This is a genomic window from Dyella sp. NPDC103356, from assembly GCF_055584465.1.
In genome coordinates this window covers 165,752-188,882 of record NZ_JBVJLZ010000001.1, presented here as the reverse complement: position 1 = coordinate 188,882, position 23,131 = coordinate 165,752, and the positions used below count along the sequence as shown (strand labels likewise).

The following is a 23,131-nucleotide window of genomic DNA, read 5'->3' as shown; positions in this document are numbered from 1 at the left end:
CCTGCACCGACAGGAGGGGAACAGCAGAGGCAGGATTTGGCGTGATTCATGGTGTGGGGCTTCGGAGTGGTGCTGATCGTCGAGCGAGAAACGAGTGATGCATTGTGATTTCCAATAACCTCATTTTTTGTCGTCGCCCCGGCGAAGGCCGGGGCCCAGTGTCTTCGCCACAATGAAGCGAAAGGCACTGGATCCCGGCCTTCGCCGGGATGACGGCTAAGAGGGGTTTCTTCGAGATTTTCGTCCCCCCTCGTTTTGTCTCACCGCGGATACTTCGCCATGATCGTATGCACCTGCTTGACCAGCGCCACCGCCTGATCCAGCGGACGCAGCCACATATTGCGACCAAACATCACGCCCTGCGCGCCCGAGGCCATATAGAACTCGACCTTGCGCAGCACGGCCGCGTCGTCGTCGTTCTTTTCGCCGCCGGAGAACAGCACCATGGTGCGGCCGGCCGAACGCACGACGCGTTCGGTGCGTGCGCTGGCGTCTTCATCGAGCTTGTCATAGGGCGCGGGAACGTTGGCACGCTTGTCGTCGGGTTCGTGCAATTTGACCAGGTCGGCACCCAGCTCCAGTGCAACGCGTGCGGCATAGTCCTGCGCGAACAGCGTGCCCTTGCCACCCTTGGCTTCGATTGCCGCACCGCGCGGGTACGACCACACCACCAGCGGCATGCCGTAGCGCTCGCAATCCTGGCGTACTTTTTCGAACTGGCGGAATTCGTCGTGCTGGCGCGGCGAACCGACATACATGGTGTAGCCGACCGCATCGGCACCCAGGCGCACGGCGTCTTCCACCGATGCGAACAGCGGCGAGGTGGCGTCGGCGTCGCTGGGAATATTGGTCTTGCCGTTGAGCTTGAGGATCAGCGGCACCTGGCCGGCGTACGCGCCCATGTACTTCTCGGCCAAGCCCACACCCAGGGCAATAGCCGAAAAATTCCCCTCGACGGCGAGCCGGAACTGGTAGTCCGGATCGACCGCCGGGGGATTGGGGAAAAAGTCGGTCGGGCCGTGTTCTAGGCCCTGATCCAGCGGCAGCACCAGCAGGCTGCCGTTGCGCGGGCCGTGGCCGTAGAGCAGGCGCCACAGGCGCGTGCGCTTGCCGTGCGAGAGCGAAAGCTTCGATAGCGACTCGTAAGAGTTCGAAAGGTGTTGCAAGTGCTTATTCATTTCGAATACCGTTGAATCCGTGATCGGATGGTTTCACATTCGAGTGAATTGAGCAAAATGTCAATACTTGATAAGAAAACGAAAGAAAAAAGCGTGCTTGAGGCCCTGGCGGCAGCCCCCGCCGCCGAACAGCAGGCGGCCGGCTACACCGACACCCTGCGCGAGATCCTGCAGCAGCCGCAGACCTGGCAGGGCACGGCCGAGCTGGTGAACCGGCCGGAGGTGGCCCGTGTTTTTGCCCACGCGTTGTCCTACAAGCCCACGCACATCGTGCTGACCGGATCGGGCAGCTCCATGTATATCGGCGAATCGATCGCCCCGACCTTGCAGGCCGGCCTGGACGTTCCCGTGCAGGCGATTGCCGCTGGCACCTTGCTCACGCATTGGCGTGGCGTGCTGCCGCCCGGTTCGGGCCTGCTGGTGTCGCTCGCCCGCTCGGGCGACAGCCCGGAAAGCTGCGGGGTGGTCAGCCGCCTGCTGGACGAGGCGCCGGGCTGGCGTCATCTGGTCATTACCTGCAATGCCAACGGCAAGCTCGCCACGCTCTATCGCGACGAGCCGCGTGTGGATGTGGTGGTGCTGGACGAGCGCACCAACGACCGCAGCCTGGTGATGACCAGCAGTTTTTCCAATCTGCTGTTGGCCGGTACGGGTTTGCTGCGCGACACCGCGAGCGCACTGCAACTCGACGCGCAGTCGCCGCTGGCGGAGAACGCACAGCGTGTGTTTGATCGCTATGGCGATGCAATTGCCGGCGTCGCACAGCGCCCGATGACCTCGGCAGTGTATCTGGGCAGCGGTGGCGGCATCGGCGTTGCGCATGAAGCCGCGTTGAAAATGCTGGAGATGACCGGCGGCAAGGTCATCACGCTGGCGGAAACGTTTCTCGGCTTGCGGCATGGGCCGATGTCTTCCGTGCATCCCGGCACGTTGATCGTGGCCTTCCTGTCGCCCGATGCGACGGTGCGCGGTTACGAGATCGACCTGCTGCGCGAGCTTTCGCGCAAGGGGCTGGGGCTGGGCAAGCTCATCGTCGGCGAAGGCATTCCTACCGATCTGCTCGACGAGCGTGATGTAGCCATCGAGCTGCAGGGGCTTGGCACGCATGGCGAGGTACCCACATTGCTGGCGGACGTCGTGGTCGGTCAGTTGCTCGCTTTCTTCCGATGTCTGCAGTTGGGCGACAAACCCGATACGCCATCGCAAGGCGTATTGACTCGCGTGGTGGGCGAGTTCGCGATTCACGGGGCGACACCATGAGTTCCGCGGCCAAGCGCATCCTGGTGGTTGGCGAGATCAATGTCGATCTCGTCTTCAAGGGCCTGGGCGGTGCACCGACGCCGGGCCAGGAAGTGCTGGCCGACGATGTGCTGATGACGCCCGGCAGCTCATCGATGATCTGCGCGATGGGCCTGGCGCGACTGGGCGATCCGGTAACTTTTCACGGCAAGCTTGGCGATGACGCCTGGGGTCACTATTGCCTGGGTGCCCTGCGTGGTGCAGGTATCGATACCGACTCCCTGCGCCCGGACGCCTCACTGCGTACGGGCGTCACCGTGTCGCTATCGACCCAGCAGGATCGCGCGCTGGTGACCTATGCCGGTGCAATTGCCGACTTGCGTGCAGAGGAAGTCAGCGATGCGCTCTTGGCGCAGGCCGATCATCTGCATGTGTCGTCGTTCTATCTGCAGGAAGCGCTGCGACCGCGGTGCAAGGCGCTGTTCGAGCGCGCTAGCGCAGCGGGCCTGACCACATCACTCGATCCGGGTTTCGATCCGCGCCGCATCTGGGGCGTGGACCTGATCGACACGTTGCAGGCGGTCGATCTGTTTTTGCCCAACGAAGACGAGTTGCTGGCGATCACCGGCAAGGACTCGATTGCCGACGCGTTGTATGCCCTGGTTAACGGGCGCACGCGCACGGTGGTCAAACGCGGCAGACTCGGCTGCGTAACGCTTGACGGTGGCGATTTGCTCAATGTGCCGGCTTACGATATCGACGCTGTCGATAGCACCGGCGCGGGTGATTCTTTCGACGCGGGCTTTTTGCACGCATGGCTGCGCGATATACCCCTGATCGAATGTCTGCGCTGGGGCAGCGCGTGCGGCAGCCTGTCCACGCGCGGTATCGGCGGTACGACGCGACAGGCGACCGAGGCCGAAGCCATCGCCTTGCTGGCCGCATCGGCATGATTACTGTCGCCGGTTTCAATACGGCGATCGATCGCTTGATGCGTGTCGAGCAGTTTCGAGCCGGCGAGGTCAGTCGTGCGCTGGACGAGCGTGTTTATCCGGGCGGCAAGGGCATGCACGTGGCGCAGACCATTGCGGCGCTCGGCGAACGCGTGCAACTGGTCGGCCTGGTCGATAAGGCACATCGAAATTTGATCACGCAGCGCATGGCCGAGCGTGGTGTGTTGTTCCATGGTGTCGAGATTGGCGAGGATCTACGCCTCTGTATCGCCGTGCAGGACGCTGCCGGCGCTATTACCGAAGTGCTGGGGCGTGGACCATTGCTGACAGAGCGTCAGTGCGAAGCACTGCGCTCTGCTTTTTGGCGCGCAGTGGACGAGAGTGAACTGGCAGTTCTATCGGGCAGCCTGCCACGCGGCATGTTACCGACGACCTATGCGACCCTGGCCGAAGGTGTGCGCCATTTCGGCAAGCGCTGCCTGGTCGACGCCAGCGGTGATGTGCTGCAGCAAGCCGTGGCGGCAGCGCCTTATCTGATCAAGCCCAACCGCGATGAAGCCATCGCGTTGCTGGGCTATGCCATCGACAGTGTCGATTCGGCAGCCCAAGCTGCATGCGATCTGCGCGCACGCGGTGTTGCCATGCCGGTGGTGTCGATGGGCGCGCTCGGCGCCATCGTCGCGGATACAGAGGGCGTATGGCACGCGGAGTTGTCGATAGACAAGGCGCGCAACACCGTGGGCTCGGGTGATTGTCTGCTGGCGGGGTTGACCGTGGGCATTCACCGCAGCATGCCGCTGGCCGAAGCGCTGGCGTTGGGCGTGGCCTGCGGTGCCGCCAATGCATTGAACGAAGAAACAGGTTTTGTCGAACGCGACACGGTCGAGGCCTTGCTGCCTCGCGTGCGTGTGCGACGTGTCACAGGGGACAAGCCGTCGGTGATTCACCAGCACTGACAACAACAAGACGGCCGCCCATGGGCGCCGTCGCGACATGCCGAGGTTACTGCAGCAGCAGCTCAGGACATCGGGCAACACCGGGAGGAGAGTTGTAATGCGTTTTAACCAACAGAAGTGCGCTCGCGCAGGCGTGCGCTTGTCCCCATTCGCAGCTTGTCTGGCGCTGGCCCTGGGCGGCCTTGCGTTTGCCCATGATGCCGTTGCGCAGGACGCGAATGCGCCAGCCTCGACGGCGCCGGACAAGGCGAAGAACCTGCAGCAGATCACGGTGACCGGCTCGAACATCCGCAGCGTGGATGTCGCCGACGCACAGCCGCTGATCACCATCAGTGCCGCCGATATTCAACGCCAGGGTTTTGCCACCGTCGGCCAGATTCTGCAGAACGTTTCCGCGGCGGCAACGCCCGATCTCAGTACCTCCGCGCCGGGCGATCTGGGCCCCAACCAGGGTGGCCAGTTCATCAACTTGCGTGGGCTCGGCGCGCCGCGCACGCTGGTCTTGCTCAATGGGCAACGTATCGGCGCAGCGCACGGTGGCTACACCAATATCAATGTGATTCCCGCGTCGGTGATCGACCGCATCGAAGTGTTGGCTACCGGCGCATCGGCGGTCTATGGTTCGGACGCGATCGCCGGGGTGGTGAACATCATCACGCGCAAGGATTTCAACGGCGTCGAAATCGACACCTATAACGGCATGTATGCCCCGCACAGCGACGGCAAGCAGAACCAGTACAGCGTGACGGCCGGCAAGAGCGGGGAGCGCGGCGGCATCGTGATCAGTGCGTCGTATCAGAAGCAGGACCCGGTCTGGGCGGGCGATCGCAGTTTTTCGAGCTATCCGTGGACCGACCGGCATCCGTATTACGGCTTGAGCTATACCAAGCCGAATGGCTTGATCACCAATGCACCAGGCGGGCGCGTGGTGCTCAATCCCGGTGCCGATTCACGGAATATCGCCGACTACAGCCCATTCATTCCGCAGAAATTCAATGGTGCCGGCGATATCGGCAGCCTCGCCGATGCCGGCTCGTATACGTATAACAACAACAGCGGCAAGCAGTCGATGCTGCGTACCGCCGACACCACCAAGAACCTGTACATCGATGCGCATCTGAACCTCACGTCCAACCTGACGGCGAAGTTCAACTACGGATACAACATCGACCGTGAGTATGCGCAGTCGGGCTATTCCACGCTTTACAGCGGCATGGGCAGCAACCTGGCCTATCCGTCGACGCTCGACCCCAACAGTTACTACAACCCACTGCCGGGGCAGGCGACCAAGTTCTATCGCCGCATGGCGGATCTGCAGTACGCCAACCAGAGCTACAACAACCCGACCAACTATCGCTACAGCCTGGGGCTGGAAGGCAACTTCACTATCGGTGACGATCACACCTTCAATTGGGATGTCTATCACTACGACAGCAAGATCAAGGGCATCAACACCCGCCCCGGGTACTTCGATCTGGTCAAGGTGCAGCAGGGCCTGGGTCCCTCGTTCATGGGTGGCGATGGTGTCGTGCATTGCGGCACGCCCGGCAATGTGATCGCCGGCTGCGTACCGATCAATCCGCTGGCCGGGCCGGGTGGCTTCACCAAGCAGATGCTCGACTACCTAGCGATCAGCAGCGTCGAGCGTTACGGCAGTCGCGAGCAGGCTACAGCGGCCGATATCACCGGCAACCTGTTTCCGTTGCCGGGTGGCGATCTGACCTTCGCGACCGGCATCCAGCATCGCCGTGTTTCCGGTTACGACGATCCGGACGCCTATGCGCAGCAAGGACTATCCAGCGATGGTGGCGTGCTGTCCAACAGCGGCGAGTACAGCCTCAACGAAGCCTATGTGGAGTTGAACGCGCCGCTGCTTAAAGACTTGCCGGGCGCACAGAGCCTGAGCCTGGACGTGGCGCGCCGTCATTCCGACTACAGCAACTTCGGCATCACCAACAACAATGCGTTCAAGCTGACGTGGCAGCCGATCGAGGATTTGCTGGTACGTGCAAGTTACGGCACCGGTTTTCGCGCGCCCACGGTCAACGATCTCTATCAAGGCCGTTATCCGGCCGGTACGTTCACCGACCCCTGCGATGCGGTGTATGGCCCTGGCGCTTACGGCAACAACGCCACGGTTGCTCAGCGATGTCTGAGCGGCTACGGCGGTATCGCTGGCGTGCCGGCCGATTTCCGCCAGGTCGACGTGAGCGGCCAGCCGATCACGACCGCCAGCGGCAGTGGCGCGGTGCCCACCACCAATTTCACCGGTGGCAACGTCAATCTGAAGCCGGAGACTTCGTACAACTCGCAATTCGGGTTCGTCTACAGCCCAGGCTGGCTGCAAGGCTTCAACCTGAGCGTCGACTACTGGCGCTACAACATCCGCAACCTGATCACCGGCATCGGCAACGATCAGGTGCTGGCCAATTGCTATCAGTACGGCATGGTCGACGCGTGCAACCAGTTCCAGCGTCAGCCGGGCACCGGTCAGATCTACAACCTGCTGAACCTGGAAACCAACGCGGGCTGGCAGAAGACCAGCGGCTACGATTTCTCGGTGGCCTATGCGCTGCCTGAGTACGCGTTCGGCCGCATCAAAGCGAACCTGAGCGGTACCTATGTCAGCCGCTTCGATACGTTGCCGACGATCGGTTCCGCCGTGGTCAACGGCGCCGGTATCTCGTCGAATATCACGGCGACTTCGGTGTGGCGCCTGCGCGGCAACCTGACCTTGAACTGGGAATGGCGCGACTTCGGAGCGAGCTGGACCATGCGCTATTTCTCGCCGCTAAAGGCGCCATGCGCATTCACCGACGGACGCAGCGCCTTCCCATGCAGCCTGCCTGATTACTACGCCGCGGGTGTCGGCACGCAGCCGATGACGCAGATCGGCTCGGTCACGTTTCACGATCTGCAGCTGTACTGGAACGCACCGTGGAAGGGCACGATCTCGGTCGGTGCCAACAACCTCTTCAATCGCGTCGGGCCGTACGTGTACGGCGGTTATGCCGGCAGCGACACGCCCTACAACTACAACGCCTCGTACGACATCGGTCGCTACGTCTACGTGCGTTACCAACAGCGCTTCTGATGCATCAGTTCGCGGCGACGACCTGGGGAGGTCCGCCGCGAACGCATTGAACGTCTCAGGCCGCGGGGAGGAACTCGTGGCGTATTCGCAGAGGGATGTCGCAGGGGATCTGGCGACGCTTTCTAAATCCACCAACGAGGCATGGCATGAACAACGTAAGGGGAAGGCGCGGGTGTTGTAGCAAGACCGTGTTGGCGATGGGGTTGTTGATGGCCTTGGGTGCCGGGGTGACGCAGGCACAATCGATTACCGGTGGCCTTTATGGCAAGGAGCCCGGCGGTGCCGATGTCACCGTCGCGGTCGACAGTGCGGCCACGGGCTATCACAAGGAGCTGCATCCGGATGCGGATGGGCGTTATACGCTGGCTGGATTGAACCCGGGACGTTATACGGTAACGATCTCGCAAGGCGGCCAGGAGGTCGGTAAGCGGGATGTGGTGGTGACACCGAACGTCCAGACGCCGGTGGCAGCGCTGTCGACAGCGGCTGTGACAGCGGGCTCGCCCAAGGCTTCGACGCTGTCAGGCATCAATGTGAGTGCGAACACGATCAATTCGGACATTGTTCCCATTGATGTGAGCACGCCACAGCTTGCAAGCAACTACAACATGGCGTTGGTCAACCAGCTGCCGACCGGTCGTAGCTTCGAAAGCATCGCTCTGCTCAAGTCCAATGTACGCTACGACAACCAGACCACGCAGCTGGTGCAGATCGGCGGTGCGAGTCCGGCAGAAAACCGTTATTACTACAACGAATTCGATACCACCTATGACTATAACGGTCTGGGTACGACCAAGCTGCCGGACGAAGCGGTGAGCTCGGTTCAGGTCATTTCGAGTAACGGCACGACCACCTGGACAAGTTCTACCGGCGGTATTCTTGCCGGTACGGTGCGCCAGGGAACGAATCATTTCCAGGCCGGCTACTCGCTGTACTTCACGCCGCCGACCTCGCGCCTGCTCAATCCGCGCCAACGCGATTCGTTCGATTCCCAGGGAAACTACTACAACTACGACAGTGCCAATACGCACGCGGCGAATGTGGCCAGTCAGTACCTGTGGGCATCGGGTGCGTTGATCAAAGACCGACTGTTCTTCTTCGCGTTATTGGGTAACTCGCCGAACAATCAAAGCACCACCAATAGCCAGACGTTCCATACGAATGCGACAAGTCGGAACAAGAACGGTCTGCTGAATCTGACCTGGAACATCAACAACGATCAAAGCCTGAATATTGTTGGCAATCGTAGCTGGAAGGACACCTTCAACAACCAGTACTCCCTGAGCCGTGATTACGATCCGAGTTCGGCAGGCAAGTATTTCGGTTGGAATGCCACCCATGTCAAAGATCAGTTCCTGATCGGGAACTACAACTGGCAGATCAACGACACGATGAGCCTGCGTCTGATGGGCGGCTATTTGAGCGAGTCATCGCTCAGTCCAACGTCGACCAGCGGTAGCGGTCTGCCCTATGTGACCGAAGTGGATCCGGTTACCCAGAAGTCGCGCAACATCGGCCTGACCACCGAAGCCAATCAGCTATTCCCGTTCGAGTACTGGCGCCGCGGCTTCAAGGGGGACTTCACCTGGAACCTGGGCGATCACAAGGTCACTATCGGTGCCGAGCATTACAAGCACTACATCAATAACACCATCGCAACCAGTCAAGGTGGTGATTGGACCTACCATACACAGCCCGGCGCGGTACTGCCCAATGGCTCGGTCGTGCCTGGCGACGGGCGCTATGTGGATCAGTTCTTCGAAAGCACGGGCGGTGCCTTCTATACCGTCAACAAGGCGTTCTACGCGGACGATTATTGGCAGGTCGCCGATCGCTGGGTCATTTACGGCGGTATGCGCTTCGATACCTTCATCAACAAGAACGTCAATGGCCAGAACATCTGGCATATGCCCATTACTTCGCCACGTTTGGGTGTTTCCTGGGACGTCCACGGCGACAGCAGCATGAAGCTGGGCGCCAATCTTGGAAAGTACGCGCTATCGATACCTTCGAGCGTCAATAACGGTGCGGCGGGTGCCGTGTACGAGTGGCATCGTTACTTTACGTATACCGGTCGCGATCCTTCGACTCAGGCGCCGACGGGTCTGACTCAGATAGGGCCGCAGTCAACCCTGATCGACGGTCTTGCGCCCAGCGCGAATAACGTGGCCACCTCAAATATCAAGGCGCCGTACCAGTACGAGTTCCAGGTCTATATGCAGAACACGATCGGGGCGAGCTGGACCACCCTGACGGAACTGGGCTTCAGTTCGCTCAAGCGGATCATCGACGACACCTGTTACAACCAGGGTATTACCGACTATGCACGGGCCCACGGCTATCCCGATTACACCGACGCCAGCGGCTGTCCGATGTTCAACCCGGGCATTGCACAGGTATTTACACGCGACTACCGTGGTGACGGGAAGCTGGAGTCGCTGACGATTCCTGGAAACGTGTTTGGCCCCGCACCCGCGCGAAAGTATGCACACGTGACGTTGGAAGCGACCCACGTGCGCAACTCCGAGGAGCCCTGGTTCCTCGACGTGAGCTATACCTGGGCGCACCTCTACGGTAACGACGATGGTCTGCTTAATCTGGGCACGCGCACCGGCGGTGGTCCCGGCGAGCAGATCTATTGGGATTTCCCTGGCCTGATGGAGCACGACAACGGTCCGTTGGCCGGCGACATCCGCCATGCGCTTAATATCAACGGCGTCTACTACTTCAATACCGGCTTGCGCATCGGCAGCACGTTGACGATGCATACGGGTACTCCGCTGAGTTGCCTGGGAACCTATCCGGATGTAAACAACCCCGCGTCGCTCTACGGTGCAGCCAGCCACTATTGCAACAACGTGCCGTCGCCACTGGGTAGTGCGGGTCGCCTACCATTCTTTTGGCAATGGAATCTTGGCGTGGGCTACGATTGGGATATCGATCCGATCAATCACCTGAGTCTCGATGTGCAGGTACAGAACGTGACGAATCGTCAGGGGCGCATCGATTCGAATCAGCTCTACGACATCGGCACCTTCCAGCCAAATGGTTCACCCAATCTCAATCCGAGCTACGGCGCTGCCACCTGGCAAGTGCCGCGCACCACGCAGCTGGTGCTGCGCTATACCTTTCAGTAAGTCACCTGAGGCGGTGATCATGTGATCGCCGCCTCAACATGCAAATGAGGTTTGAAAGCATGCATCATTCCAAAGCAAAGCGCTTCGTGGGGCATCGTCGTCTGCTGGCGGCAATGCTCGCGGCTAGCCTGGTCAGCGTCATCAGTGCCAGGACTGACGATCAGACGGTAGCATTCACGAGGCAGGGCGATCAGCAGCAATTCGGCAACGCGAGCGTCAATGCGCGCTGGACGTTGAAAGACCATGTATTGACTGACATGACAGTGACCGATGCCATCAATCAGCAGGTCTTGAAGGTCGCGACGCCGTTTGCGCTGGAGCTGGGCGATGGCAGCAAGCTCGCCACAGCCGATTTCCGTTTGCTGTCCGAGCCCAAGGTGATAAAGCTCAAGGCGGAGCCGAAAGCGCCGCGCCTGGCCGAGCGTATTCCAGGCAAGGCCATTGCCGCGAGCTTTGGCGATGCCGACGGGCGTTTTCGCATCGACTGGCAATGGGTACAGCGCGAAGGCTCGGACTATCTGCGCGAGCAGGTGACGATTACCGCGCTCAAGGCCGATGAGAACATCAAGAAGGTCGATCTGCTGCAGACCCAGGCGACAGGAGCGGAGGTGATCGGCACGGTCAATGGCTCGCCGATCGTTACGGGACAGGATTACCTGGGCTTCGAGCATCCGCTGTCCGAAAGCGCGGTGCGCGGCAAGAATCTCAATCTCTGGATCGAGCGCGGCCTGCCGCTGGTCAAGGGGCAGTCGATCACGTATTCAGCGGTGATCGGTGCGACCCACAAGGGACAGCTTCGGCGCGACTTCCTGACCTACGTCGAACGCGAACGCGCCCACCCCTATCGTCCGTTTCTGCATTACAACTCCTGGTACGACATCGGCTACTTCACGCCGTATACGCAGCAGCAGGCGGTCGATCGGATCAACACCTTTGGGGAGGAGCTGAGCGTCAAGCGTGGTGTGAAACTCGATTCCTTTCTGTTCGATGACGGCTGGGACGATCGCAGCGGCAGCTGGAATTTCAGCAAGGATTTCCCGCAGGGCTTTGTGCCGGTCAAGCAGGCGGCGGCCAAATACGGCGCAGCGCCGGGCATCTGGCTGTCGCCTTGGGGCGGTTACTCCAAGCCCAAGGATATCCGTGTCGAGAACGGCAAGGCGCAGGGTTACGAGATCATCGATGGTGGCTTTGCGCTGTCCGGGCCAAAGTATTACCAGCGCTTCCACGATGTGGTGATGAAGCTGCTGAAGGACGACGGCATCAATCAGTTCAAGTTCGACGGTACCGGTAACGCCGACAAGGTCTTTCCGGGCAGCCGTTTCCCGAGTGACTTCGATGCGGCGGTGGCGTTGATCGACGATATCCGCGAGGCGAAGCCGGGGACTTTCATCAATCTCACCACTGGCACGTTGCCATCGCCGTTTTGGCTGCGCTATGCCGATTCGATCTGGCGCGATGGCGAAGACGATGACCTTACCGGTGTCGGTACGAATCGTGAGAAGTGGATCACCTATCGGGATACGCAGACTTATCGCAACATCGTGCTGAAAGGGCCGCTGTATCCGCTCAATTCGCTGATGCTCCACGGCATCATCTATGCGCAGGAAAACCATCGTCTCAACACCGATCCCGGGCATGATTTTGCCAACGAAGTGCATTCGTACTTCGGCACCGGTACGCAGTTGCAGGAGATGTACATCACGCCGTCGCTGCTGAGTGCGTCGGACTGGGATACCTTGGCCGAATCGGCTCGTTGGTCGCGTGAGAACGCCGATGTATTGCGCGATACGCATTGGATCGGTGGCGATCCGGGGCGGCTGGATGTTTACGGATGGGCATCATGGACGCCGAAGAAGGCGATCGTTACGCTGCGCAATCCGGACGCGCAGGCGCAGAGCATGGTGATCGATTTGCGGCGTCAGTTGGAGCTGCCTGAGGGGGCGGCTACGCATTTCAGTGGGCATAGTCCGTGGAAGGCCGATAGCGGCAAGCTGTCGGTGACGTTCGATGCGGACAAGCCCACGACGATTGAGTTGCAGCCGTTTGAGGTGGTGACGTTGGAGTTGGTACCTTCGGCGTAACGTTTGGCTTTTCTAAAAATCCTTCCTACTCGTCATCCCGGCGCAGGCCGGGATCTACTCCTCAGCGTGGATGCTTGCCAAACGTTGTCTGACAAGCGGAAATAGAGGAATGGATCCCGGCCTGCGCCGGGATGACGATTGCTGTGAGGTTGTCGAGGTACCTCTCAGTCGTGATCAAAGTCGCTCCTGCAACGAAGTTGAAGACTGGGAAACGAGATGCAACGACGGGAATTCCTGAAGATTTCGCTGCTGGCACCACTCGCCGGGCTTGCGCTGCCTGAGCTGGCGTCTGGCAAGGAGGCGAGCGGCGCCGAACCCATCGCCGACGGGCACCCTCATCGCTTCACCTTATCCAGGCAAAGCTTCCTGCTCGACGGCAAACCCTTCCAGATCCGCAGCGGCGAGATGCACCCGATCCGCATCCCCGCCGAATACTGGCTGCACCGCATCCGCATGGCCAAAGCGATGGGGCTCAACACCATCGCGGTCTACATCATGTGGAATGCATTCGAGCAGGAACCGGGCGTATTCGATCTGAAGACCGGCAGTCGGGACTTCGCGCATTTCATCCGGTTGTGCCAGCAGGAAGGCATGTGGGTCTACCTGCGTCCAGGGCCGTACGTCTGCGCCGAATGGGACTTCGGCGGCTTGCCGCCTTATCTGCTGCGCGATCCAAATAGCCATGTGCGCCACAAGGACGATGCGGGCTACATGGCCGGCGTGCGTCGCTACCTCGATGCGGTCGCCCCGGTGATCAAGCCGTTGATGGCCAGCGCGGGTGGGCCGATCCTGATGGTGCAGGTGGAGAACGAATACGCCTCGTTCGGCAACGATCTCGACTACCTCAAACTGCTGCACGCGATGTGGAAGGAACGTGGCATCGACGGCCCGTTCTCGATTTCCGACGGACTTGGGCCGCTTCAGAAACAGCGTACGTACCTACCGGGTACGGCACTCGGACTCGACGGCGATACGGATTTCGCCTCAGCGCAGGCCGTCGCCGGCGACGCGCCGGTATGGGTAGGGGAGGGCTATCCCGGTTGGCTGACGCATTGGGGCGATCCCAAGCTGCAAAGCGCCGACTATGCCAATACCTTGAACGAGCTGCTGCAGCAGAAGCGCTCCTTCAATCTCTATGTCGTGCACGGTGGCAGCAACTTCGGCTTTGGTGCCGGTGCCAACGCCAACAAGGACTACTCCAATTTCGAGCCGGTGATCACCAGCTACGACTACGGTGCGCCGATCAACGAGCGCGGCGAAGCGACCGCGGACTTTCATCGCTTTCGCGAACTGATCGCCAGGCATGTAGCGCACAAGATTCCCGATATCCCCGCGCCGCCGCCGGCGATCACCTTCGATGCGGCAACACCGGTGCCGCATGCATCGATCTGGGACAACCTTGGCACACCGCGCCAGGTATCGCATCCACAACCGAACGAGATTCTGTTGGCTCAAGACCATGGGATGGTGCTCTATCGCAAGCGCCTGTCAACCGGCGGTACGCTGCATATCGATGATGTGCGCGACTACGCAACGATATTCAGCGATGGACGCTATCTCGACGCGATATCGCGCGTGCGCAAGTCGGGTGTGCGCGATGTATCGCAGATAGATGTGCCCGCTGGCGAGCTCGACGTCCTGATCGACAGCTTCGGTCACATCGGTTACGGCCAGGCGATGGCCGATCGCAAGGGCATTGTCGGCGAGGTCAGGCTCGGCGAGCTTCCGCTCGTGGATTGGTCCGTCTACGGCTTGCCGTTGAACGATGCCTTTATCGCCTCATTGAAGCCGCTGGCAGGGCCGTCACGTCGTCCGGGGCTGTTCTTCAAGTTGAATGTGTCGCTCAAGACACCTGGCGATACCTATATCGACATGAGCGGCTGGGACAAGGGGTATGTCTGGGTGAACGGGCAACTGCTGGGGCGCTACTGGCACATCGGTCCGCAGCAGCGCCTGTATTGTCCGGCGCCGTGGTTGAAGGCAGGGGCGAACGAGATCCTGGTGTTCGACATGCATCGCGTGGATGCCGCGCCAGTGCGCGGGGTAACGCGCCTGGCGGGCTGAGCGTGGGCTTTACTTGAAGGTACAACCGGTCAACAGCACCTGACCCTTCATCAACTCCTCGAGTTTGGTGCAGTGTGCCGTCACCGTCTGGCCCTTGGTCAATCCGGCCGGTACTACGCTGTCGTCGTTGTTGCGGGGATTGAACTGCACCTTCGAGCCGATGATCACATCTTCGCCCGCCATGCCTTGCATCAGCACGGCCTTGTGCGCCTGGCCGACCATGGCGCCGTAGCTGTCGTAATCGAGGAAGCTGCCGACCACGGTGATGTCGTGCTTGCCGGCGTACTTCTTGTCGATGGTGCCCGGATGGGTGGCCGCGTCGCGCGCCACATCGGCGGCCTTGAGCGTGATCGGCGACGCAGCGAAGGCAGGGGTCGCGGCCAGCAGCAGGATAAGTACAGCGTATTTCATTGCATCAGCTCCATGTCGATGAGAAACAACCGCGCCATGGTAGCGCGCCACAAAAAAAGCCGCCCGGAGGCGGCTTTTTGTTTTGCATCTTGCTGACCGATCAGGACGAGCGCGAAGCCTTCTTGCGATCGTTTTCGGTCAGGTGCTTCTTGCGCAGGCGGATTTCCTTCGGCGTGATCTCGACCAGCTCGTCGTCGTCGATGAAGTCCAGCGCCTGCTCCAGCGAGAACTTGATCGCCGGGCTGAGCTGGATCGCGTCGTCCTTGCCCGAGGCGCGCATATTGGTCAGCGGCTTGGGCTTGATCGCGTTGACGGTGAGGTCGTTGTCCTTGGAGTGAATGCCGACCAGCTGGCCTTCATACACCGAGTCGCCTTCGGCGGCGAACAGCTTGCCGCGGTCCTGCAACGGCCCCAGCGAGTAGGCGGGGGTGGTGCCGGCAGCGTTGGCGATCATCACGCCGTTGAGGCGCTTGGCGATCTGGCCTTCTTCCTTCGCACCGTAGTGATCGAACACGTGGAACAGCAGGCCCGAACCCTGGGTGAGGGTCTTGAACTGGTTCTGGAAGCCGATCAGGCCGCGCGCCGGGATCATGTACTCCAGACGCACGCGACCCTTGCCGTCCGGCTCCATGTTCTTGAGCTGGCCCTTGCGGGTGCCCAGGCGCTCCATGACCGGACCCTGGTGAATTTCTTCGACGTCGACCACCAACTGCTCGATCGGCTCCATCTTCTGGCCGTCGATTTCCTTGATGATCACTTCCGGACGCGACACGGCCAGCTCGTAGCCTTCGCGACGCATGTTTTCGATCAGCACCGACAGATGCAGTTCGCCACGGCCCGAGACCAGGAACTTGTCGGCGTCGGAGCCTTGCTCGACCTTCAGTGCCACGTTGTGCACCTGCTCGCGGTCCAGGCGGTCCTTCAACTGACGGCTGGTCAGGAACTTGCCGCCGGAAAGGTCCTTGTTACCGGCGAACGGCGAGTTGTTGACCTGGAAGGTCATGCTGATGGTCGGCTCGTCGACGGTCAGTGCCGGCAGCGCTTCGGGGGTGTCGAGCGCGCAGATGGTGTCGGAGATGGTCAGTTCCGCGATGCCCGAGATGGCGATGATGTCGCCGGCTTCGGCAGTGTCCTGCTCGATGCGCTCCAGGCCGAGGAAGCCGAGCACCTGCAGCACCTTGCCCTGGCGCTTCTTGCCTTCGCGGTTGATCACGGCGACCGGCATGTTCTTCTTCAGCGTGCCGCGCTGGATGCGACCAATGCCGATGACGCCGACGAAGTTGTTGTAGTCCAGCTGGCTGATGCGCATCTGGAACGGACCTTCCGGGTCGACCTCCGGCTTGGGCGTGTGATCCATGATCGCCTGATACAGCGGGGTCATGTCGCCTTCGCGCACGGAGTCGTCGAGGCTGGCGTAGCCGTTCAGCGCCGAGGCGTAGACGATCGGGAAATCCATCTGCTCGGCGGTGGCGCCCAGGCGATCGAACAGGTCCCACACCTGGTCCACGACCCACTGCGGGCGGGCGCCGGGGCGGTCGATCTTGTTGATCACCACGATCGGCTTGAAGCCCATCGCGAACGCCTTCTGGGTCACGAAGCGCGTCTGCGGCATCGGGCCGTCCATCGCGTCGACCAGGATCAGCACCGTATCGACCATCGACAGCACGCGCTCCACTTCGCCGCCGAAGTCGGCGTGTCCGGGGGTGTCGACGATGTTGATGCGGTTGCCCTGCCAGGTGATGGCAGTGTTCTTGGCCAGGATGGTGATGCCACGTTCCTTTTCCTGGTCGTTGGAGTCCATCACGCGCTCGGCCAGCACGGTACGCTCCGAGAGCGTGCCCGACTGCTTCAAGAGCTGATCGACCAGCGTGGTTTTGCCGTGATCGACGTGAGCGACGATGGCGATATTGCGCAGATTTTCGATGGACATGAGTGGACTCGGGCGGCTTTGGACCGTCGCGGCAGGTTTCAAGAAGGCGAATCGGACGATTATACGCGGTTATGTGACAACTTGCCTGGGGGGCGGGGAGTTGTTCAGGATTTGGGCGTTCAGGCAGGTTTCGCCGGCCTTCGGCAATAAAAAAGAGCCGGTTCCCCGGCTCTTTCGGCCCTCGCAGAGGGCAACCTCACTGCTGACCCCTCACTCCTGCCCCACTACTGCTGGATCAAACTCAACTGATCCGCCGCCGTCGCATACAACAACTGATAGTGCTCATACGGATAGGCATAGCTGGCCGTTTCCCCGTCAATGGTCGAGGTGTGAACGCCATAGACCAGACACGTGCCGGTGGCGCAGTTGATCTCGTCGACCCAGGAAATGAAGGTGTACTCCTTCTGCCCGAAATGCTTGCCGTCCAGGCCGTTGAGCAGGGGGCTGCTGATCGACAGGCCGTACTGGCCGCAGGTCAGCGTGGCGACGTTGAACGGATAGATGCCGCAGGTGTACAGGCCATGGAACGCACCGGCGATGCCCAGGAATACGTCGACCTTCGACGAAACATTGAGCTTGGTGATTTCCAGCGCCGCCAGGGTGGCGCCCATCGAATGGCCGATCACATCGATATGGCCGGTGCAGGAGCTGGCGATCGCGCTGGTGATCGCATTGCGCACCGGTGTTTCTTCGGTGCCGTTGTGGTCGTTGCAGGCGGCGCACAGCGAGTTGCCCCAGGAGGGCGCGAAAATTTGCGAACTGGTGTAGCCGTTTTGCAGCAGCAGGTCGACGGTGTTCTGGAAATCGACCGGGCTGCCGGTGTTGCCATGCACGAGCACGACGTTGTCGACACAGGTGGCATGCAGAGCCAATACGGGACTTAACAACAACAGGGCCAATAGCCCCAGCACGCGTTGCTTGATGGACATCGCTTGTTGCTCCCTACGCTTTCACTGGAATGCCCCGGATGGGGCGGGAAGTGCGGAGGTGCTCGGTTGTTGTCGAAGTACGAAAAGCCCCCCTCACCCTAACCCTCTCCCCCGGCAGAGCCAGGGGAGAGGGGACAAAGCGCTAAACCAGGCCGGTCAGGTAGAACGTGGCGATCACCACGAAGACGGCGAGCGTCTTGATCACGGTGATCGCGAAGATGTCGCGATACGACTGCCGATGCGTCAGCCCGGTCACGGCCAGCAAGGTGATCACCGCGCCGTTGTGCGGCAGCGTGTCCATGCCCCCGGAAGCCATCGCTGCGACGCGGTGCAGGACTTCCATCGGAATGCCGGCCGCCTGTGCGTTGTGGATGAACGTCTGCGCCATTGCCGCCAGCGCGATGCTCATGCCGCCGGAGGCCGAGCCGGTGATGCCGGCCAGTGCGGTCACAGTGACCGCTTCGTTGACCAGCGGATTGGGAATGGCGTGCAGACCATCGGCCACCAGTTTGAAACCGGGCAAGGCGGCGATCACTGCGCCAAAGCCATACTCGGAAGCGGTGTTCATCGATGCCAGCAACGCGCCTGCGACCGCCGCCTTGCTGCCTTCGGCAAAACGCCGCGTTACCGGTCGCCACGCAAAGGCCAGCACGCAGACGACGCCCAACAGCAGCGCGCCTTCCACCGCCCAGATCGCGGCAATCTTGGCCACGTCCTGCACCACCGGTTCAGCCTTGCCGACCACGGCCGGCACGAACGATTGCGTCGGGCCATAGAGTTTCGGAATCGCATCGGTCAGCAGCTTGTTGGCAACGCCGACCAAGACGAGCGGCAGCAATGCGACCAACGGATGCGCCAACTTGCTGTCTTCGAACGGCGCGGGTTCGTTGACGAGGTTGTCGCCATAGCCTTCGCCCGCTGCCGCCGCGCGGCGCCGGCGCGATTCCAGATAAAGCAGGCCAACCACCAGGATGAATACCGATCCCAGCGTACCCAGCCATGGTGCGGCCCAGCCATTGGTGCCGAAGAAGGCGGACGGAATGATGTTCTGGATCTGTGGCGTACCGGGCAGCGAATCCATGGTGAAGGTGAACGCGCCCAGCGCGATGGTGCCGGGAATCAGGCGCTTGGGGATCTGCGACTGGCGAAACAGCTCCGCAGCGAACGGATACACCGCGAACACCACCACGAACAGCGACACGCCGCCGTAGGTAAGCAGGGCACAGACCAGCACGATCGACAGCATCGCGCGGCTGCGTCCGACCAGGCCGATGGTGCCAGCGACGATGGATTTGGAAAAACCCGATAGCTCGATCAGCTTGCCGAACACCGCCCCGAGCATGAACACCGGAAAGTACAGCTTCAAGAAGCCGACCATCTTGTCCATGAACAGGCCGGTGAAGATCGGCGCGACCAGCGCCGGGTCGGTCAGCAGGACCGCGCCTAACGCGGCGATCGGCGCGAACAGGATCACGCTGTAGCCGCGGTATGCCGCATACATCAGAAAACACAGTGCGGCCAGCACGATCAGAAAGGCCATGCCCGAAGTTCCTCCATGGACGTTGGGCGGCGAGTATCCGCAAGCCATGGCGCGGGCGGCACTGTACCAAGGTACAAGTGTGGCCCCGTTCGCACCTGCCTAATCTGCCGGGCATCGGCATCCGGGGGAGTGGATGCGTTCATTGACGAGGGGTGACATGAAACGCACGCATTTGAGTCTTGCGGTTGGGCTGGTGTTTGGCCTGCTCGGTAGCACATCGCTTTACGCGCAACAGGCCGGCGATACCGGCACGGCTGCCAAGACCAGCGACGCCAAGCAATTGGGCGAGATCAAAGTCACCGCGCGCAAACGCGAAGAAACGCTGCAGGACGTGCCGATCGCCGTCAGCGCCTTCACCGCCGATTCGCTCTACAAGCAGAACGTGCAGAACATCGGCGATCTGCAGGGCAAGGTGCCGTCGCTGCAGGTCTATGCAGCGCGCGGCTCCAACACCACCTTGACCGCCTATATCCGCGGCGTCGGCCAGGCCGATCCGACCTGGGGCTTCGATCCGGGCGTCGGTATCTATCTGGACGACGTGTATCTGGCACGCCCCCAGGGCACCTTGCTGGACGTGTTCGACGTCAACCGCATCGAAGTGCTGCGCGGCCCGCAAGGCAGCCTGTACGGCAAGAACACCATCGGTGGCGCGATCAAATACGTATCCAACCCATTGCCGACGAAGACCACGGGTTCCGTGGAAGCCACCGTAGGCACCTATGGCGAGAAGGACATCAAGGCCAATGTCGGCGGTGCCACCTCCGATGGCGTGTGGCGCGGGCGTATTGCGGTAGCCAGCGAGCACAACGACGGCTACGGCACGGACCTGCTCACCAATAGCCGTAACGGCAACAAGAACACCAATGCGGCGCGTGCCAGCATCGGCTTTTTCCCGTCCAGCGAATTCAATGCGCAGCTGTCGGTGGATGGCATGCGTGACAATTCCAATCCGCGCGGCGCCAAGCTGCTGACGGTCAACGCGTTGGATCCGACCTACCAGCCGTTGAACAGCAACTACAACACGCGCAGCGGCATGGCCCAGCTCAACAACACCGAGATGAGCGGCGCCGCGCTGACCCTGAACTGGATCGCCAGCCAGGACTGGTCGTTCAAATCGATCACGGCATACCGCGAATCGTCGACCGACACCAATATCGACTTCGATACGCTGCCGGAAAAGATCGCCGACGTCGGCGCCGTCTACACCGATCATCAGTTCACCCAGGAGTTACAGGCGAACTACGATTCGGGCGGCTCGCTGCATGGCGTGTTCGGCCTGTTCTACTTCAAAGGTTCGGCGGCCGGGCAGATCGACAACATCTTCCTGGGTTCGCCGCCCTATAGCCTGCTGGGGCTGGCGCAATACGGCAGTACCGGTGGACGCGTAGGTACCAAGAGCTATGCGGGCTATGGCGACTTCACCTGGGATATCAGCCCGCAGTGGAGCCTGGATGTGGGCGTACGCCTGAGTCGCGAAACCAAGAGCGCGGTCATCCAGAACTATGGCTATGCCGATGCGAGCTTCAGCAACCCTATAGCTACGCTGGCCGATTTCAGCGGCTCGCACACCACCAACAACGCCTCGCCCAAGGTGTCGCTGAACTGGGCGGCCAGCGATCACATCAATCTTTACGCCAGCTATAGCGAAGGCTTCCATTCGGGCGGCTACAACATTCGCGCCAACTGCGTGGCGATTCCCAGCTCGTGCCGTCCAATCCAGGACGAGAAGGTGCAGTCGTACGAGTTGGGCAGCAAGATGACGTTCTTCGACGATCGCCTGATGGCCAACACGGCGGTCTTCCACAACGTGTACTCGAACATCCAGCTGTCGGTGTTTACCTCGTACACCTTGCCCAACGGCAGCCAGGGTTTCTTCGGCGACTTCACCAATGCCGGCAAGGGCCATATCGACGGCCTGGAAGAAGAATTCGCCTGGAAGCCAACGGAAAACTGGACCTTCAGCGGCAACGTGGCGTACCTGCATACCAAGTACACGCAGTTCCTGAGCGGCGGCGTGAATATCGCCGACACGCAGCGCTTTACCAATGCGCCGAAATGGTCGGGCGGCTTGTCGCTGGAGAACACCTATCCGCTGGCCAATGGCGGCAGCATTACCGGTCGCATCAACTACACCTACCAGACGTCGGTCTATCCCGAGACGACCTTGTCGCCGCTGATCCTGCAGCCGTCCTATGGTCTGTGGAATGCGGGTGTGATCTGGCAGATCAACGATCCATGGACGCTGAGCCTGCAGGGCAGCAACCTGGCCAACAAGGCGTATCGCACCACCGGCTACAACATTGCCGCGCTGGGCATCGTGACGGGCTATTACGGGGCGCCGCGTGTGGTTACGCTCAGCGCGCGCTATAAGTTCTAAAGTGTAACTCCCCGCCCTCTCCCGACGGCTGGAGCCTGAGGGGGAGGGTACTTTTTTTGGAGAATGCCATGCGTTGGATCGGTGCTTTATGCCTTGGCCTGCTCGCTGTGGGCGCGCACGCGGACCCGTTGCCGAAACTCAAGCTCGATCCGCACCGCGTAGCGGTGGCCGGGTTGTCTTCCGGTGCTTATATGGCGACGCAGATGCAGCTCGCCTATCCGGATGTGTTTCCTTACGCGGCGATCGTGGCGGGTGGGCCGTATGCCTGTGCGGGCGGCAAGCTGGATGTGGCGCTGAGCAGTTGCATGAAGGGTACGCCGGCGGCGGATGTTTCTGCGCTGGTGACCAAGGCCACTCAGCGTGCGCAGTCCGGCGATAACGGCGCGCTGAAAAATCTTGCGCATGGCAAGGCGTATCTGTTGCATGGCAAGGATGATGCGTTGGTTGCGCCGTCGGTGGCCGAGGCTGGCGCGCAGTTCTATCAGCGCCTGCGCGACACGGTGCCGGGCTTGAAGGGTTTGCAGGTGGTCGATGACGGCAACCGTGCCTTTGCGCACAACCTGCCGATTGCGGCGACCGGCGATGATTGCGACAAGTCGGTTTCGCCGTATCTGGGGCATTGCGGCTTTGATGCTGCGGGCGAGATCTTTGCGCAGCTCTATGGCAAGCCGTTGCATGCGGTGGGTGATGCCAAGGGGCAGTTGCAGACGTTCAGCCAGAACGCCTATCGGGTCGACAATGTCGATCCCTTGTTGGCCGACGATGGCTATCTTTACGTGCCGCCGTCGTGTGCGGCTGGAAAGCCCTGTGGTCTGCTGGTGGCGTTTCATGGGTGCAAGCAGAATGCGGCGGCGGTGGGCGAGGCCTTTGTGAAGGACGCCGGGTTCAATCGTTGGGCGGACGCCTATGATGTGGCGGTGCTGTATCCTCAGACGCGCGCGAGCATGGCGCCGTTGAATCCGCAGGCGTGTTGGGATTGGTGGGGGTATTCGGGTGGGGATTACGATACTCGGCGTGGGGTGCAGCCGCGGTGGGTGATTCATGTGGTGGAGCAGTTGGGGATTGCTGCGCCGCGTTGATGTTGCGCGCGTCTTCTCGCCTCAGCCCTACATCCTCGTCATCCCGGCGCAGGCCGGGATCCAGTGACTTCGGTGTTGATTTGTCGCTTTGGTTTTGCTCTCAGGCTAGAAAGTCGCCTGCGGCGTGTTTCGCCGACCTGCCGGTCGCCGAGTTACTTTCTTT

14 protein-coding genes are annotated in these 23,131 nt (G+C 61.0%); 9 read left to right on the top strand and 5 right to left on the bottom strand.

From position 1 onward, the window contains the following. Positions 1-260: 260 nt before the first annotated feature. Entirely contained in the window at positions 261-1,178 is a 918-nt protein-coding gene (locus ACZ6WW_RS00750) for a class I fructose-bisphosphate aldolase (protein WP_281852542.1), read from the bottom strand. A gap of 93 nt (positions 1,179-1,271) precedes the next feature. Between ACZ6WW_RS00750 and ACZ6WW_RS00745 the strand changes: the two genes are divergently transcribed. The 7 genes from ACZ6WW_RS00745 (at position 1,272) to ACZ6WW_RS00715 (ending at position 14,702) form a co-directional block, all read left to right on the top strand. Then, complete coding sequence (locus ACZ6WW_RS00745) at positions 1,272-2,438, top strand: SIS domain-containing protein (RefSeq protein ID WP_465272559.1); 1,167 nt, start codon at positions 1,272-1,274, stop codon at positions 2,436-2,438. Beyond that, entirely contained in the window at positions 2,435-3,370 is a 936-nt protein-coding gene (locus ACZ6WW_RS00740; protein ID WP_465272558.1) for a carbohydrate kinase family protein, read from the top strand. The genes ACZ6WW_RS00745 and ACZ6WW_RS00740 overlap by 4 nt, the downstream gene beginning before the upstream one ends. Continuing rightward, a complete protein-coding gene (locus ACZ6WW_RS00735; protein ID WP_465272557.1) occupies positions 3,367-4,326 on the top strand; it encodes a 1-phosphofructokinase family hexose kinase in 960 nt (319 codons plus the stop codon). The genes ACZ6WW_RS00740 and ACZ6WW_RS00735 overlap by 4 nt, the downstream gene beginning before the upstream one ends. Positions 4,327-4,423: 97 nt before the next feature. Next, positions 4,424-7,420, top strand: coding sequence for a TonB-dependent receptor plug domain-containing protein (locus tag ACZ6WW_RS00730; protein WP_465272556.1), 2,997 nt, complete (start codon positions 4,424-4,426; stop codon positions 7,418-7,420). A 146-nt stretch (positions 7,421-7,566) separates the two neighbouring features. After that, positions 7,567-10,557 (top strand): TonB-dependent receptor, encoded by a 2,991-nt coding sequence (locus tag ACZ6WW_RS00725; protein ID WP_465272555.1) that lies wholly within the window; start codon positions 7,567-7,569, stop codon positions 10,555-10,557. A 59-nt stretch (positions 10,558-10,616) separates the two neighbouring features. Continuing rightward, positions 10,617-12,638 (top strand): alpha-galactosidase, encoded by a 2,022-nt coding sequence (locus tag ACZ6WW_RS00720; protein ID WP_465272554.1) that lies wholly within the window; start codon positions 10,617-10,619, stop codon positions 12,636-12,638. Between the two features lie 216 nt (positions 12,639-12,854). Beyond that, complete coding sequence (locus tag ACZ6WW_RS00715) at positions 12,855-14,702, top strand: beta-galactosidase (RefSeq protein WP_465272553.1); 1,848 nt, start codon at positions 12,855-12,857, stop codon at positions 14,700-14,702. Positions 14,703-14,711: 9 nt separating this feature from the next. On the opposite strand, the gene ACZ6WW_RS00710 is transcribed toward ACZ6WW_RS00715, so the two are convergent. The 4 genes from ACZ6WW_RS00710 to ACZ6WW_RS00695 all read right to left on the bottom strand — a co-directional run bounded on the left by ACZ6WW_RS00710 (position 14,712) and on the right by ACZ6WW_RS00695 (position 19,512). Next, positions 14,712-15,113 carry a hypothetical protein gene (locus ACZ6WW_RS00710; protein WP_465272552.1) on the bottom strand — a complete coding sequence of 134 codons (402 nt, stop codon included), beginning with the start codon at positions 15,111-15,113 and terminating at the stop codon, positions 14,712-14,714. 100 nt (positions 15,114-15,213) lie between these two features. Next, complete coding sequence (gene typA, locus ACZ6WW_RS00705; RefSeq protein ID WP_465272551.1) at positions 15,214-17,043, bottom strand: translational GTPase TypA; 1,830 nt, start codon at positions 17,041-17,043, stop codon at positions 15,214-15,216. A gap of 224 nt (positions 17,044-17,267) precedes the next feature. Beyond that, on the bottom strand, positions 17,268-17,972 hold the full coding sequence (locus tag ACZ6WW_RS00700) for an alpha/beta hydrolase family protein (protein WP_281852552.1): 705 nt from the start codon (positions 17,970-17,972) through the stop codon (positions 17,268-17,270). A gap of 142 nt (positions 17,973-18,114) precedes the next feature. After that, a complete protein-coding gene (locus ACZ6WW_RS00695; RefSeq protein ID WP_465272550.1) occupies positions 18,115-19,512 on the bottom strand; it encodes a GntP family permease in 1,398 nt (465 codons plus the stop codon). A 157-nt stretch (positions 19,513-19,669) separates the two neighbouring features. On the opposite strand from ACZ6WW_RS00695, the gene ACZ6WW_RS00690 reads away from it, so the two are divergent. Then, positions 19,670-21,889, top strand: a complete 2,220-nt coding sequence (locus tag ACZ6WW_RS00690) for a TonB-dependent receptor (protein WP_465272549.1) — start codon at positions 19,670-19,672, stop codon at positions 21,887-21,889. A gap of 68 nt (positions 21,890-21,957) precedes the next feature. Then, on the top strand, positions 21,958-22,968 hold the full coding sequence (locus tag ACZ6WW_RS00685) for an extracellular catalytic domain type 2 short-chain-length polyhydroxyalkanoate depolymerase (protein ID WP_465272548.1): 1,011 nt from the start codon (positions 21,958-21,960) through the stop codon (positions 22,966-22,968). Positions 22,969-23,131 lie beyond the last annotated feature (163 nt).

Bases quoted from the DNA above. Each gene is read 5' to 3' on its own strand.
- ACZ6WW_RS00750 (WP_281852542.1), bottom strand. From the start codon at position 1,178: ATGAATAAGCACTTGCAACACCTTTCGAACTCTTACGAGTCGCTATCG.
- ACZ6WW_RS00740 (WP_465272558.1), top strand. From the start codon at position 2,435: ATGAGTTCCGCGGCCAAGCGCATCCTGGTGGTTGGCGAGATCAATGTC.
- ACZ6WW_RS00735 (WP_465272557.1), top strand. From the start codon at position 3,367: ATGATTACTGTCGCCGGTTTCAATACGGCGATCGATCGCTTGATGCGT.
- ACZ6WW_RS00730 (WP_465272556.1), top strand. From the start codon at position 4,424: ATGCGTTTTAACCAACAGAAGTGCGCTCGCGCAGGCGTGCGCTTGTCC.
- ACZ6WW_RS00725 (WP_465272555.1), top strand. From the start codon at position 7,567: ATGAACAACGTAAGGGGAAGGCGCGGGTGTTGTAGCAAGACCGTGTTG.
- ACZ6WW_RS00720 (WP_465272554.1), top strand. From the start codon at position 10,617: ATGCATCATTCCAAAGCAAAGCGCTTCGTGGGGCATCGTCGTCTGCTG.
- ACZ6WW_RS00715 (WP_465272553.1), top strand. From the start codon at position 12,855: ATGCAACGACGGGAATTCCTGAAGATTTCGCTGCTGGCACCACTCGCC.
- ACZ6WW_RS00710 (WP_465272552.1), bottom strand. From the start codon at position 15,113: ATGAAATACGCTGTACTTATCCTGCTGCTGGCCGCGACCCCTGCCTTC.
- typA (WP_465272551.1), bottom strand. From the start codon at position 17,043: ATGTCCATCGAAAATCTGCGCAATATCGCCATCGTCGCTCACGTCGAT.
- ACZ6WW_RS00700 (WP_281852552.1), bottom strand. From the start codon at position 17,972: ATGTCCATCAAGCAACGCGTGCTGGGGCTATTGGCCCTGTTGTTGTTA.
- ACZ6WW_RS00695 (WP_465272550.1), bottom strand. From the start codon at position 19,512: ATGGCCTTTCTGATCGTGCTGGCCGCACTGTGTTTTCTGATGTATGCG.
- ACZ6WW_RS00690 (WP_465272549.1), top strand. From the start codon at position 19,670: ATGAAACGCACGCATTTGAGTCTTGCGGTTGGGCTGGTGTTTGGCCTG.
- ACZ6WW_RS00685 (WP_465272548.1), top strand. From the start codon at position 21,958: ATGCGTTGGATCGGTGCTTTATGCCTTGGCCTGCTCGCTGTGGGCGCG.